Source organism: Streptomyces sp. NPDC088116 (assembly GCF_044741745.1).
GTDB lineage: Bacteria > Actinomycetota > Actinomycetes > Streptomycetales > Streptomycetaceae > Streptomyces.
Window position 1 is genome coordinate 1,289,495 of the sequence record NZ_JBIUTF010000001.1, and the last position, 13,515, is coordinate 1,303,009.

Consider the following 13,515-nt stretch of genomic DNA (forward strand, 5'->3'; position numbering starts at 1 on the left):
TTCTTACGGCTCAGGTGCTCCGGCCTGTCGAGGAGCTGAGGAGCTGTCGAGGAGCTGTCGAGGAGTTGTCGGTTTACGGAGTTACGGATTTACGGGAAGGGGTGCGGGACCGCCCCGATCTCCCGGCCTGGCGCCAGCAGGCTGCGGTACGGGACACCCGTCCCGTCCGTGAGCCGGGGCAGGCCCCGGGTACGGCGGTTGCGGTGGCCGAAGGTCATCGGGATCAGGCCGGGGACCAGAACCCGTACGCAGCTCAGCCCGTTGCGTGCCAGCTCGGGCATGGTCTGGTCGACGACCAGCACATCGAGGCCGCGATCGAGGATGCCCGCCACGGCGGTGTACAGATCGGCGCGGAGGTCGGGTTCGTCGGAGCGGAGGGTCTTCGGGACACGGGCCAGCGGCACGAGGCCGGCGGTGTGACCGGTACCTGAAGCGCGGTCCGGCTCGGGCACCCCACGCTCGGGCACCCCACGCTCGGGCGCCTTGCCCTCCGACGCCTCACGCTCGGGCACCTTGCCCTGCGACGCCTTCCGGTCGAGCAGGAACGAGAACCGCCCCCGGGCCTCGGGCAGCGCGCCGACCGTGGAGTGGTCCTCCATCCGCCGTATCAGATACGGGTCGTCGAGCATCCGCAGCGCCTCGGGACGGCGGCGCTCGTACGCGTCCCGGGTGGCGAGGATCGTACCGACGAGTTCGTAGAGCCCGCCCGCGACCGCCTGGACGGGGTCGGGATGGGAGCCGCAGCCCGCGAAGAGCCGGGGGCCGCCCCCCTTCCCTTCCGGCGCTCCCGGCTCCTCGCTCTCCGCCGTCAGCAGGAGCGCGGGGATCCCGTACTCCATCGTGGCGTTGAAGCAGCGGAAGCCGAATCCGGTGAACAGCCCTGCCTTGGCGAGCAGATGGTCCAGGGCCGGGTCGGCGCCTTCCATCGCGACCTCGGGAAGGGCCAGTTGGCGATACCAGGTGAGCAGAAAGGCATCGCGCTCCGCCAGTTCGCGGAGGCCGTGCAGCACCGCTTCCTCCACGGAGTTGCCGAGCGCGCAGCCGTTGGAGGTGTCGTAGAAGAAGGAGATCTCGGCATCGTGGCGCGGCCCCCAGAACGCCGCGCGTTCCGGTACGAGCACCCGGTCGTCCCTGCGGAAGGAGTAGGCCCACACCCAGTCGATCTCGGTGGCGGGGTCGAAGGCGCGGTAGCGGAACCCTTCCGACCGGTAGCTCTCCTCCGGATGGGTCCCCAGGTCCGGCGGGTACAGCGCGCGGTCCGCCACTTCCGCGTAGCGGGCCCGTACCGGCGGCGCCGCTCCCCCACGGTGCAGGCCGGCGTAACGTTCCAGCCCCTCCAGAACAGCGACCGTACGGCTCGTTCCGTAGTCGGCGGCCCGCCCGATCGCGGGCTCCCGGCGGCCCCAGCGGGCGGGAAGCTCCACCGAGCAGGCCCCGAACGGGCTTTGCAGGTCCTGGCGGAGTTCCTTGAAGAGGCCGAGCCCGGGAAAGAGGTAGTCACGGCGTACGGTCTCCTGGTCCAGCCGCCGGGTGCGCAGCACGGACGGGGTGATCTTGGTGAGCGGCACCTCACGCGGGGCCAGGACCGGCGCGGTGTCGCCGCGCAGTACGCCACAGCTCGGGCAGGCGGAGTCGGCGAGCAGGACCTGGCGCTCGACCGTACCGGTGGCACCGTCCACGACCACGACCCGCCCGTCGGCACGCAACTGCCCGTCGGAGCACGGCAGTTGCGCTATACCCGACCGCCCGGCCAGCAGGGCGCGTACGAAGTGCTCGACCAGGCGCAGCGCGCCGGGCCCCCAGACGCGGGCCTCGGGACCGTACGACCACGACTCGGCGAGGCTGTCGTCCTCCAGCCCCGGACCGAAGGGGGAGTTCGCCGTCCGCGTGACCAGACAGTGCGGGCAACCGGGCGCCCCCGGGACCCATACCGGCCCGATGTAGACGAGGGACCGCCAGGTGCCGACGAAGAGCAGCGGCCGGCCCGTGACCAGGCAGTCCACGACGGTGTCCTGGAAGTCGCCGAGACTGTCCAGCTCGGCCACCAGGACCGTCGTCGCGGCGGGGGTTCCCTGGGCGGTCGCCCGGACCGTCCCACGTACGGCTCCAGAGGTTCCGCCGGTGGCCAGACACGCGGCCAGGTGGTCAGCGAGGGCTCCCCGGCCGACGACGGCGGGCACGGCGGGCCCCTTGGGGGACCACGCAGTAACAGGAGTCACGGGAGTCATACGGACACCTCCGGCGACGGTACGGCGACGACACGAATCCGCGCGCCGGTGTCACGGCCGCCGGCGTTGTCACGGCCACCGCCGGTCTCGCGGGCACCGCCGGTCTCGCGGGCATCGCCGGTCTCGCGGGCATCACGGCCGTCGTCGAGTCCGGCGCCCGTGCCCGGGGCATCCCCTGTGACCAGGAACGGCAGCAGGCCGGTGACCTCCAGCGCGCCGTCGGCACCGAGGCCTGCCAGCGCCTCCGCCCACGTCCCGACGGGCGGCGCGAGGAATGCGACCGTCTCGATCACCGCTTCGAGTCGGGCACCATCCGTACCACCCGTACCACCCGCACCACTGACCGCGCCGGCCATGTGCCGGGCCACCGCCCGGCCGAGCGCATGTCCGATCGCCTGGTCCCGGTGGTTTCCCACGCCGGTCGCGGTCGTACCGTTCCGGGTACGGACGTGGGCCCGTACGACACCGTGCGGCAGGACCTCGACGGCGGTGGCGCACCACGGGTCGCTCTCGATGGCCAACGCGCGTGCGAGAAAAGGCAGTTCCGGTGGACCGTCCGCCACACCGTCCGGCACGGAAGCCCAGTCGAGGGCACCGGCCGCCGGCGCGGCGAGGGCAGCGTTCAGCCGTCCCCTGAAGCGGGCCTCGGCCGGCGACCAGCCGGCCCCGAAGTGGAGTCCGCCGGGCGGTGCCTCCGAGATGTGTCCCGTCCGCCGGGCGACCTGCCCGGCCAGCCACTCCAGCGCGAACAGAACGGCCTGGTTACGGGCCTCGCGCGGCGCCACAGCCCGGCACACGACACGCAGGGCGCGGGGCGCGTCGGCGCTGCCCGCCGGATCGGCGACACGGCACGCGCTCGCCGACAGCGGCAACTGGCCGAGGTCGTCCTCGCCGAGAGCGAGCAACGGTCCGGTGACCGCGTCGGTGAGGCGCGCACTCGCGGCGACGATGCGGTCCGAGACCTCGACCCGGCCCGGCGGATCCTCCGGCGCCGGGATGTCGGGGCGTACGGCGTCCTCGGGCGCGGCTCCGGCCTCGTACGGCGGGAGCAGGGGCACCGCCCGGAACGGGCTGTGGCGCGGGCAGCACGGATGGCGCGGTACGGAGTGGTTGCGGACCACAGGGACGAGTGGCTCGACGGTGGTCACCGGTTTGCCTTCGTCCGGCGCGACATCGGCCAGCCGTACGAAGGTGTGCTCCGCCAGGCGCAGGGCGCCGATGGCCGCCGGGGCGACGGCCGGTTCCAGGCCGTCGGTGTCGCCGACGGCCGTCGCGGACAGCGAACGGTGCACGCACTCCCAGCACCACGACGCGCGCGGGCCCGGTGCCACGGCGGTCACGAAGTCGCCGCACCTGCCGAGGATTCCGACCACGGCGCCACGGGCCCACAGCCGCTGCTGTGTCTCGGCCAGCCGGCCGGCGTCCACGGTGTCGTACGCGAGGAGGATTACGTCGGCGCCCTCGACCGAGGGGTGGTCCGCGAGGGAGGCGGACGGAGCGAGGGAGGCGGGCAGAGCGGGCGCGTCCGGCGAAGCCGACGGAGTTGGCGCGTCCGGCGAAGCCGACGGAGTTGGCAGAGTTGGCGGAGCCGACGGCCCGAGGTCCTCGTGCAGTCGCCAGCGCGCGCCGGGATCCGTGGCAGCCGCGTCCGCCAGTACGGGCCCGAGGTCCGGGTCGTCGTCCGCCAGGACGTCCAGCTGGGCGATGCCGAAGTCGCGCAGCGCGTCGAGGAGGGCGCGCAGCGCCGTACCGCGCCCCGCGCAGACCACGCGCCGGGTGCGGACCCGCTGGAGCCGGGTGACCGGCCGGTCGGCGTGATGTTCCAGGAAGGCGAGGTGGGTGGCGTACCGCTCGCGCATCCAGCCGGGAACGGGTTCGGCGGGGTGGGAGACCTCCTTGACGAAGCCGTTGCGGAGCAGCGCGTTGACGAGACTCAGTACCGACCGGCGGGCCCGGTCGGGGACGTTCCCGTACAGATCCCGGAGGGTGTGCTCGCCGTCGAGTCCCGCGAACAGCGAACTGACCAGCTGATACGCCCCTTCGCCACGCACCGAGAAGGAACCGGTGTTGTTGCCGAGCCAGACGCCGTCCGGCTGACGGACGTAGAAGGCGTCGGCACGGACGCGGAAGATCTTGTACAGGTCGGGGTGTTCGGCGGCGGTACCGGATGCCGTGTCAGAGGCCATGTCAGAGCTTTCCGTGCGTGCTGTAGGCGGATGCGGCTTCCCGTTCGGAGGCGCAGGTGATCCGGCTGGGCCGGTGCCGTTCCGGGAGGGCTTCGCAGTGGTCGCGTACGGTGCGCTCGTCGACGCCGCCGATGACGCGGGCGGCCAGGAACTCCAGCCCGGACGGGGCGCGTTCGACGCTCACCCGTACGTCCCCGACACCGTCGAGGGCGAGGACGTGGCGCTCGATCTCCCGGGGGTAGACGAGGACGCCGGACAGCTTCTCGCCGCCGTCGAGACGTCCCTCCAGGCAGAGGTTCCCGTCCTCGTCGAACCGGGCGTAGTCGGTGCCGGTCGCCTCCCCCGACCCGCTGGCTACCGGCTCGGTACCGGGACGCCACAGATGGCGGCACCGGCCGGGGCCTTCGACGGCGACGGCGCCGATGCCGCGTTCGTCGGGGTCCAGCAGCCAGACGGACTTGCCCGCGACGGGGCGTCCGACGTGCCGGTTGTGCCCGGGAGCGTGGTCGAGCGCGACGGCGCCGGTCTCGGCGGTGCCGTACAGATTGCTGAGGGAGACGCCAGTGAAACGCTCCCGGATCAGATCGACCCGGGGACCGCTGAGATGCCCGCCGCCGAGGAACAGCGCGACGGATCCCATGTCGGTGGGGCCGTCCTCGGCCAGGCAGGCGGCGGCGGCCAGGGCGGGCACACCGAGGGCGGCCACCCGGCGCGTCCGCGCCAGTTCGTACAGCGGGCTCCAGTCGTGCGGCGAGAAGACGAGGAGGTCCCGGCGGAAGAGGAGAGCGGGCAGTACGGACATGAAGAACGCGGCCGAGAACCCCAGCGGGAGGCATGTGGCGAGGGCCTCCGGCGGCCCGTCGGGGAGGGCGTCCCGGTAGATCGCGGCCTCGCAGTGCAGCGCGATCAGCTCCCACTCGTCCGCGTGACCGATCGCCACCTTCGGCCGGCCGGAGGCACCGGGGGCGGCGGACGTACCGGAGGTGCAGACACCCCACATCGGACGGTGGCCGGGCCGGGGCAGTGGCAGTTCGCCCGCCGCGACCTCGGACAGGGCCGGGGCGGCCTGACGGTGTGCCACCCCGAGGAATTCCGGAGCGGCCCACAGCAGCACGGTGTCCGGGACGACGGCGACGGCGAACAGCGAGGCGAGCGCCTCCAGTCCGGCGGCCGGATCCACGGCGTACGTACCCCCGGCGCGGACCGCGACCGACCGGTCGCGGCCACGAGCCAGGAGGTCGTCCCAGGTCGCGGACTCACGCCCCCAGCGGACACCGGTCGGCGCGGTACGCGCGGAGTGCGCGGCGGCCACGGTGTGGTGCCGGCCGGTCAGGAACCGGATGAATGCCGGGCGGCCCATGTCACCCACCCTTCGATCGTCCTCGGTGCGTCGGGTGGAGTGGGAATCTCCCGGTCCGGGGCGCGCTTGGTGAGGAAGGCCGTCACGACGACGGTTTCGAGGGAGTCGAGCGGGCGGTCCGGGTCGTCCTCCTGGAGCAGCCCGCACAGGCGGGTACGCAGATGGCCGGAGTCGAGCCGGTCCCCCACCGGCCGCACCACCCCTGCCTGCACGGACGCCCCGGACTGCCCGGCCACCCCGGACTGACCGCACGCCCCAGACCGCCCGGCCACCCCGTCCCGACCCTGCGCCCCCGGCTCCTCCACCCCGGAGTCCCTGGCCACCCCAAAGTGGCGCTCCGTCCCCGGCGGCGGTGTCACTGCTGTCACTCGCTGTCCCTCCCGCTCCGCTGCGAGAAGCCCCGGAAGTCCCGGATACCCCAGAAGGCCTCGACTGCCTCGATGAACGCCTCCGGCATGTCGTGGCCGACCAAGTGCCCCGCCCCCTCGATCACTTGTCCACGCAACAGCCCGCCCCGGTGCCCTCGGTCGCCGCGTCTCGCGGACGTCTCCGCCCCCGTCTTCGCCCCCGTCTCCTCCCCCGTCTTCGCCCCCGTCTCCTCCCCCGTCTCCGCCCCCGTCTCCTCCGCGCGCTCCGCCGCCGCCCGTTCCGCCGACTTCAGCGAGCCGTTCAGGATCAGCGTCGGCGTCCCCGACGCGGCCAGGTCCTCCCAGCGCACCAGCGCCGTCCGCTCGAAATCCCGGCCGACATGCCCGGTGACGGCGGCCAGCGTCTGTTTCCAGCGCGCGGTGTGCAGCCGTTCGTACTCCGCCGCCAGCGCCGGCTGGTCGGCAGCCAGCCGGTCGAATCCGGCGATGAGGGCGAGGAAGGCGTCCTTGCCGATGCCGGGTGCGAAGCCGGTGAGCACCAGGGACGAGACCAGATCCGGCCGGGTGGCCGCACACCGGTGGGCGAGCGGTCCGCCCAGGTACGAGGCGCCGATCAGCCGGCCGGGCCCAAATCGGTCCAGGAGTGCGACGAGGTAGCGCAGGGCCCCGTCGAAGTAGTCCTCCTCGGCGTCCAACGGGCAGCGCCCGTGGCCGGGCAGATCCACCGGAACCACCCGGTACCGGCCGCGCCAGGCGCTGATCTGCCGCCCGAAGTGGCCGTAGCCCGTGCCGAGCAGGCCGTGTATCAGGTAGACGGCCGGCGCGCCGTCGGCCGTGTCCCGTACAGCTCCCTCACGTACGTCCCTCTCACGCACATCTCTCTCACGTACGTCCCTCTCGCCTACGCCCCCCTCACCGGACACCGGCGCTCACCCTGCCGAGGGCGCCTCGGCGGCCGGAACAGCCGCTGAACCACCGGCCGGGCCACCGGCCGACGCCGGAACAGCCGCCGGGCCACCAGCCTGATCACCCGCCGCACCACCACCCACCGAACCACCACCCACCGACACCGGGTTCTCGAAGTGATCGACCGGAGTCCCCGACGCCTCGATACGGCTCAGGATGTGCCGCGGCCTGCGCAGGTCGGCCACCAGGAACTGCGACGACGCCTCGTCGTTCCTCGCCCGGCAACCCGCCTGATAGGGCGCCACATCAGGGCTGCCCGGCGAGATGACACCGGCGAGACCGAGCGCGACGTCCTGGAACTCCTGCGGTTCCCGGGTGGTGAGGACCAGCCGCTGCTCGGGACAGGTGAAGGCGACCGCCGACATCATCCGCAGATAGTCGTCGTCGTTCACGCGGGTGGTGTCCCGGGACGTCATCGCGGGGCGCATCCGGGGCACGGACAGATCGACGACGGCGCCGCGGGACCGCAGGTGCGCGCCGTGGGCGACCAGGCTGACGATCTCCGCGGAGAGATCGTCGTGCAGCCCGACCAGCACCCCCGGGTTGACGTAGCGGAACCCGGCGTCCAGCCAGCGGTCGAAGGAGACCACCCGGCGGTCGAAGTTCGCCTTGGGGACATTGGTCGAGGTGTCGCCCATGAACCGGCGGTACGTCCCCTTGTCGTAGCTCTCCTGGAAGACGCACATGGTCACCGGATCCTCGCGCCCGACCCATTCGCCGATGACGCCGATCTCGTCCGGCTCCATGCTGCCGATGTTGAAGTAGACCCGCTCGAAGCCCATGTCCAGAGCGGTACGGATGGCCCAGCCGATCCGGAAGGCGGAGCTGAGCCGGACGTGCTTGTCCTCGTACTCACCGGTGAGCAGACCGACTCCGCGGACTCCCTCGTGCGTGTAGAGGATCCGCAGCTGCTCGGTGATCTCGTTGCGGCCGGAGAACTTGCGGTCCATACGGAGGTTTCCCTTCCGCATGGAACACATCTTGCACTCGGAGTCGCAGTAGTTGGTGGTGTACAGCGGCACGAAGGTGTGCAGCCGCGGGCGACGGGCACCGCACCGGGCCTCCGCCGCGGACTTCAGTTCGCCGGTGCTGATCGACCGGTCCTCCCACAGCGCGAGAGCGACCGCCTCCCTGGACCACGCCGGCTCCACCCCCTCGTCGAGGGCGAGGACGGCGCGGGTGTCGACCTTGGCCGCCTCCCGGCGTACGTCCGCCAGTTCCGGGAGCGTGAAGTCACCGGCGAGTGCCTCTGAGTTCTGTGCCATCCGAAGATCTCCCTGCTTACGGCTGCTCGGGAAGAGACGCTGAATTTATAACCGGCGGAAATACCCGAGAACAAGGGATCGACTGCTTACATACATTGCCACCGCAGCGCACGTTGAGCACCTCTTTAGTGATATTTGAGCAGCTAATGAGCAGGGCCAGAGCAGAAAAATTCGGCAGCGCATTCCTTGACTGCCGCAAGTCGCCCCACATAATCTCCTGGGCGTACGCAAAATGATTGCGTACATAATTCCCGCGGACCCGAAAGGAGCTTCCAGTGGACGCTGTGCACCTGTCTGAACTGGACGTCGACGCCCTTGAGATCTCCGAGTTCCTGGACGACACCCGGCTGGAGGACAGCGAGGTCGTGGCCAAGGTCATGTCGGCCTCCTGCACCACCTGCGAGTGCTGCTGCTCCTGCTCCTCCTGACGCGACACCCGGTCAGGTGAGCAAGTGACACCGTGATGCAACCGACCGGTGCCCCGGGGCCGAGTTCCGCCCAGGGCACCGGTCCATTGGGTCGAGCGATAGCCAGAGAACACACGAGAGCCGAAAGCCGGCGAGCCGCCGCTTCAGAGAACAAGAAAGCCAGCGAGCAAGAAATCCAGAGAACAAGGCAGCCAGAGAGTCGGCGTTCGAAAGGATTCCCATGCCCAGCCCGGAGACACCCCTCCTTGACAACGCACTGGCGGACCTTCCCTCCAGCTCTCCGCAGCGCAACCTGCTCATGCTCTATGTGCACGTGCCGTTCTGCCATTCGAAGTGCACGTTCTGCGACTGGGTCCAGGCCATTCCCACCAAAGATCTACTCCGTAAACCGGAGGACTCGGTACGGCAGAACTACATCACCGCCCTCCGCAAGGAAATCGAGATACGGGGAGCGGGCCACCGCGGCGCCGGTGACATCCCGTACGTCATCTACTGGGGCGGCGGCACGGCCAGCAGCCTCGACGAGCGCGAGGCCGCCGCGGTCATGGACGCGCTGCGCTCCTCCTTCGACCTGAGCGGCGTCGCCGAGGCGACGATCGAATGCAGCCCGGACACCGTGGACGAGAAGAAGCTGCGCTTCTTCCGCGGTCTCGGCTTCAACCGGGTCTCCAGCGGAGTCCAGTCCTTCGACAACACGCGGCTGCGCCGCCTCGGCCGCCGGCACACCGCCGAACAGGCCGTACGTGTCGTGCACGCGGCCCGCGAGGCCGGCTTCGAGGACGTGTCCATCGACCTCATGTCCGGCTTCCCCGACCAGGACGCCGACGAGCTGGCCAGGAGCGTCGACCAGGCCCTCGAACTGCCCGTCAACCATCTCTCGTTGTACTCGTTCCGGCCCACCCCGGGCACCTTCATGCGCCGCAGGATGGACGTCGCCGAGCGGCGGACGTATCTGCGGCGGCAGCAGCTGCTGTTCACCCAGGCCCGCCGGACCATCCACGACTCCGGGCTCACCGAGTACGCGAACGGCTACTTCGGCAAGGTGTCCCCCTTCGCGGCCATGTACTTCCAGCTGCGCGCGGACACCGTCGGCCTCGGCTCCGGCGCGATCTCCCTGGTCGACCAGCAGTTCCAGTCGCATATGAAGGGGCTCCTGCACGCGTACGTCACCAATCCGCTCGGCTTCGACATCGACGTGCCGGCCGGCCAGGACCGGGTGCTGGTCTCCCTGCTCCAGGCCGGGCTGGCGATGTTCGACGGCATACCGCGGCAGGACTGGACGTACCGCACCGGCACGGACCTCACCGAGGTCCTCACCCGCCCCGCCATCGCCCCGCTCGCCGACTTCCTGCGCGGCCGGGGCCTGATCGAGGACGACCACGGCATCCGTCTGCCGCGCCGACGGGCCGGACTCACCCTGATCGAGCTGGCCTTCGAGATGGCCATGTCGCAGCCGGAACTCGTATGACGACCGACACCGGGAAGGCCGGAGCCAGGCCCTCCACAACCCCGGCCACACCCGGAACCGCACCCGCAGGCCCGTCCCCCCACCGCGCCTGGCTGGAGATCTCGTGCACGGCCTCGGCCGACATCGCGCCCCGGCTCCTCCCCGATCTCGCCCGCCCGCTCCTGACCGAGCCCCCGCCCGGGACCGAAGCCCCGCCCGGCTTCTTCCTGCGCGGTACGGGCCCCGCTCAGCCCACCCTCTCCGTACAGCTGGCCCTGGGCCCTCAGCACGGCGAGCGCGCGTGGGAGTACGCCGACCGGGCCCGCCGGCTGGCACGCCGGCTCGGTCCGGTCAAGGTCACGACGGGCCCGGCCCGGCTGGTCCCGCTCACCGGCTCGGTCTTCGCCGGGCCCGCCCTGGCCCCGTTCACCCGCGAGGTGCTGGCCGACGTCTGCCCGGCGCTGCTGGCCGTCGCCGAGGCGGGCGAGCGGGGCAGGCCCGCGCTGCTGACGGCGGCCGCCGAGCTGATGACCGCCCATCTGCGCGGCGTCAGCACGTCCGGGGCGCCCGGCCCACGGGAGTACGAGGAGAACAGGGAGGGCGTCCCCCTCGGCTTCCTCAGCTACCGCTCGCACGCGGAGGCGTTCGCGGCAAGCAGCCGGGCACCGGAGGCCGCGCGGAACGCGCTGGGCAAGCAGTACGCGCGCGTCGCGGCCCCCATGGAGAGCCTGGTCGAAGCGGTGCTCGCGCAGTCCGAGGACCGCGGCCCCGTGGTCTCCCGGCCGGCGCGGCAGTGGTGCGAGGGGGTGCGTACGGCGAAGCCGGCGGCGGCCGACCTGTTCCGTACGGGATCGGAGCTGATCCTGCGGGAGGAAAAGGAGGAGCCGGACGCCACCGCGCTGGACGAGAGTGCCTTCCACCGGATCGTCGGCTCGTCCGGAGGACTGCGCGATTTCCTGAACCGGGATCCGGCCTTTCTCGCGGCCAGACTGCTCACCAGCCTGCTCTATCTGGGCCTGCACAGCGCCGGAATAACGCTGGCGGAGCGCTACTTCCTGTGCTACGCGGTGAGCCGGGCCTGCGAAATTCTGTACGAAACCGACGCGCTGACCGTACTTTCCGGCCTGGCGGGTGCCCGAACCTTTTGAGCCAGATACGCGGCACCCCGCACAGAGGAAGGCCGGACGGCCAAAGATCCATCCGCGCATCCGGCCCGCCCCGTACGGAAATCGATCATAGAAGGCGCATTATCGCCCGAACCGCACACCGGCCCCCATCTGCGGAATTCCCTGCCCGGCGGGCCCGCACCACCCCGCTGGATAGGGAATTCCATCATCCATTTCGAGAATTGAACGTATGGCCGGATACCTCTACGCATAGCACCACACTTATCCCACTTCGGGTAATGTCAACGGCCGGAAAAGTGATCAAGAGGCGGAGCTTTCCGCAGGTGGGGAGATACTTGCCCGTGCAGGAGAAGGCAAAAAAGAAGAAGAGCAAAGTCGCCGGTGTGGTGCGTATCAGCCAGGAGGGAGGAAACGCCAACGTCGCGAAAGTCGGCCAGGTGCTGGGCTCGTACGGCGTGAACATCGTCGGCGTGATGAAGGAGTTCAACGAGAACTCCTCGGCACACCGCGGACTCCTGGTCTCCGCCGACATCACGATCTACGAGGACCGCTCCTTCACGGTCACCGTGAAGACTCCGGCGACATCGAGCCTGTTACTCCGGGCGGCCGGCGTCGAGAAGGGCGCCGCACGCCCGCACGTCGAGACCGCCGGGACGGTGACCCAGTCCCAGCTGCGCGAGATCGCCTCGGTGAAGCTGCCGGACCTCAACGCCGAATCCGTCGAACAGGCGGAGAAGATCGTCGGCGGAACCGCCCGGTCGATGGGCATAAAGATAGTTGGCTGACCCACTCTCCACGGGAGGGCGACGGGGTGAAATGAGCGCCGATAGTCAGAGCGAACGCAATGTGCGGGCCACCCAGCTGGCGGGCGCCGCTGTCGCGCACTTTCTCGCCGACGACGAGGAGTCACTGCGCGAGTGCATCCGCCAGATCCCTGACCCGCCGGGAGCTCTCGCGGGCCTGGTGCGGTTCGCCGCGCTGGCCGTGACGGCACTCGCCGAGGATTCCGAAGCGGTGCATGTGGAGGTGGCGCAGCAGCTTGTTCTCAGGGTCGCCGATCTCGAGGCATAGCGGATCATGTGGCGTTGTGCGGTGCGGAGTATCCAGCACCACACAACGCCATTTCGGCATTCCGCTACGGGCCACCCGGTGATCGAGAACCAGGCACCCGGTACAGCCACCCACCACCAGCTCTCAGCCACCGTCCTATCTCTCTGAATTCTGGGGGAGCGCGATGTACTCAGCTCTTTGCGACAACCGTATGTGCGCCATAACGGGGGGATTCCATGGAGGTCGATGTACTGGGACCGCTCGCGGTCTCGCAGAAATCCGCGTCGATTGTTCCGACCGCGTCTAAACCACGGACCGTACTGGCCATGCTGGCCATACGCGCCAATCGGTACGTCCCGCTCTCGTCGCTCATGGACGAGCTGTGGGTGACAGAGAAACCGGCGAGCGCCAAGACCGCGATGCAGAGCTACATCCTGCATCTGCGCAAACGGATCGCCGCAACCGCCTGCCGGCACCCGGACGGCCCGCTGCCCGCCGCGAAGGACGTCCTGGTCACACTGCCGGGGGGCTATCTCCTGAAGGCCACGGACGACCGGGTCGTACTCGACACCTTCGAACTGCTGGCCGCGGCCGGCCACCGGGCCAGGGAACAGGGAGACTTCCAGGCCGCCTCGGAGAACTTCGCCAAGGCACTCGGCCTCTGCCGGGGCCGGGTCCTCGCGGACGTACAGGTCGGCCCTCATCTGCGCATGGAGGTCGAGCGGATAGAGGAATCCCGGCTCAATGTCCTGGACCGCAGGATCGAATCCGACCTGCGGCTGGGCCGGCACCATGAGCTGCTCAGCGAACTCAGGAGCATCATCTCCCGGCATCCCACCCACGAAGGGCTCTGCGCCCATCTGATGCTCGCGCTGTACCGGTCGGGGCGCCGCTCCGAAGCCCTGGACGTCTACCAGCGCATGCGCGCCACCCTGGTGAGCGAACTGGGCCTCGAACCCTCACCGGCTCTCAGACGCCTCCAGCGGTCCATGCTCGTCTCCGACAACGGGCTCAGCGAGCTCAACGTCACCTGGGACGTCTCCACCTTCTAGGGCCTGTCAGGCGGATCGGCCCTGGGCCCTGTCCGAGC

General features: G+C 70.4%; 12 protein-coding genes. 6 read left to right on the plus strand and 6 right to left on the minus strand.

Annotation, left to right across the window (positions count from 1 at the left end):
- Positions 1-89 precede the first annotated feature (89 nt).
- Genes ACIOJD_RS05740 through nocL form a run of 6 tightly spaced genes read right to left on the minus strand, consistent with a single transcriptional unit; the run spans position 90 to position 8,373 of the window.
- On the minus strand, positions 90-2,228 hold the full coding sequence (locus ACIOJD_RS05740) for a TOMM precursor leader peptide-binding protein (protein WP_401908521.1): 2,139 nt from the start codon (positions 2,226-2,228) through the stop codon (positions 90-92).
- The gene (locus ACIOJD_RS05745; protein ID WP_401908523.1) at positions 2,225-4,414 is read right to left on the minus strand and encodes a hypothetical protein; all 2,190 of its coding nucleotides are present in this window, start codon (positions 4,412-4,414) and stop codon (positions 2,225-2,227) included. The genes ACIOJD_RS05740 and ACIOJD_RS05745 overlap by 4 nt, the downstream gene beginning before the upstream one ends.
- Position 4,415: 1 nt before the next feature.
- Positions 4,416-5,774: an AMP-binding protein gene (locus ACIOJD_RS05750; RefSeq protein WP_401908524.1), complete on the minus strand. Its 1,359-nt coding sequence runs from the start codon at positions 5,772-5,774 to the stop codon at positions 4,416-4,418.
- Positions 5,744-6,097: a hypothetical protein gene (locus ACIOJD_RS05755; protein ID WP_401908525.1), complete on the minus strand. Its 354-nt coding sequence runs from the start codon at positions 6,095-6,097 to the stop codon at positions 5,744-5,746. The genes ACIOJD_RS05750 and ACIOJD_RS05755 overlap by 31 nt, the downstream gene beginning before the upstream one ends.
- A 41-nt stretch (positions 6,098-6,138) precedes the next feature.
- Positions 6,139-7,017, minus strand: coding sequence for an alpha/beta fold hydrolase (locus tag ACIOJD_RS05760; RefSeq protein ID WP_401908526.1), 879 nt, complete (start codon positions 7,015-7,017; stop codon positions 6,139-6,141).
- A gap of 54 nt (positions 7,018-7,071) precedes the next feature.
- Entirely contained in the window at positions 7,072-8,373 is a 1,302-nt protein-coding gene (gene nocL / locus ACIOJD_RS05765; RefSeq protein WP_401908527.1) for a 3-methyl-2-indolic acid synthase, read from the minus strand.
- Between the two features lie 275 nt (positions 8,374-8,648).
- On the opposite strand from nocL, the gene ACIOJD_RS05770 reads away from it, so the two are divergent.
- The 6 genes from ACIOJD_RS05770 to ACIOJD_RS05795 all read left to right on the plus strand — a co-directional run bounded on the left by ACIOJD_RS05770 (position 8,649) and on the right by ACIOJD_RS05795 (position 13,477).
- Complete coding sequence (locus ACIOJD_RS05770; protein ID WP_401908529.1) at positions 8,649-8,801, plus strand: thiocillin/thiostrepton family thiazolyl peptide; 153 nt, start codon at positions 8,649-8,651, stop codon at positions 8,799-8,801.
- Between the two features lie 220 nt (positions 8,802-9,021).
- Positions 9,022-10,269 (plus strand): coproporphyrinogen-III oxidase family protein, encoded by a 1,248-nt coding sequence (locus ACIOJD_RS05775; protein ID WP_401908530.1) that lies wholly within the window; start codon positions 9,022-9,024, stop codon positions 10,267-10,269.
- A complete protein-coding gene (locus tag ACIOJD_RS05780) occupies positions 10,266-11,396 on the plus strand; it encodes a hypothetical protein (RefSeq protein WP_401908532.1) in 1,131 nt (376 codons plus the stop codon). Before ACIOJD_RS05775 ends, ACIOJD_RS05780 begins: the two co-directional genes overlap by 4 nt.
- Before the next feature lie 320 nt (positions 11,397-11,716).
- Positions 11,717-12,160, plus strand: coding sequence for a 50S ribosomal protein L11 (gene rplK / locus ACIOJD_RS05785; protein ID WP_401908534.1), 444 nt, complete (start codon positions 11,717-11,719; stop codon positions 12,158-12,160).
- 31 nt (positions 12,161-12,191) lie between these two features.
- Positions 12,192-12,446, plus strand: coding sequence for a hypothetical protein (locus ACIOJD_RS05790; RefSeq protein ID WP_401908535.1), 255 nt, complete (start codon positions 12,192-12,194; stop codon positions 12,444-12,446).
- A 215-nt stretch (positions 12,447-12,661) separates the two neighbouring features.
- Entirely contained in the window at positions 12,662-13,477 is an 816-nt protein-coding gene (locus ACIOJD_RS05795) for a BTAD domain-containing putative transcriptional regulator (RefSeq protein WP_401908536.1), read from the plus strand.
- Positions 13,478-13,515: the final 38 nt, after the last annotated feature.

Bases quoted from the DNA above. Each gene is read 5' to 3' on its own strand.
- ACIOJD_RS05740 (WP_401908521.1), bottom strand. From the start codon at position 2,228: ATGACTCCCGTGACTCCTGTTACTGCGTGGTCCCCCAAGGGGCCCGCC.
- ACIOJD_RS05745 (WP_401908523.1), bottom strand. From the start codon at position 4,414: ATGGCCTCTGACACGGCATCCGGTACCGCCGCCGAACACCCCGACCTG.
- ACIOJD_RS05750 (WP_401908524.1), bottom strand. From the start codon at position 5,774: ATGGGCCGCCCGGCATTCATCCGGTTCCTGACCGGCCGGCACCACACC.
- nocL (WP_401908527.1), bottom strand. From the start codon at position 8,373: ATGGCACAGAACTCAGAGGCACTCGCCGGTGACTTCACGCTCCCGGAA.
- ACIOJD_RS05775 (WP_401908530.1), top strand. From the start codon at position 9,022: ATGCCCAGCCCGGAGACACCCCTCCTTGACAACGCACTGGCGGACCTT.
- ACIOJD_RS05780 (WP_401908532.1), top strand. From the start codon at position 10,266: ATGACGACCGACACCGGGAAGGCCGGAGCCAGGCCCTCCACAACCCCG.
- ACIOJD_RS05790 (WP_401908535.1), top strand. From the start codon at position 12,192: ATGAGCGCCGATAGTCAGAGCGAACGCAATGTGCGGGCCACCCAGCTG.
- ACIOJD_RS05795 (WP_401908536.1), top strand. From the start codon at position 12,662: ATGGAGGTCGATGTACTGGGACCGCTCGCGGTCTCGCAGAAATCCGCG.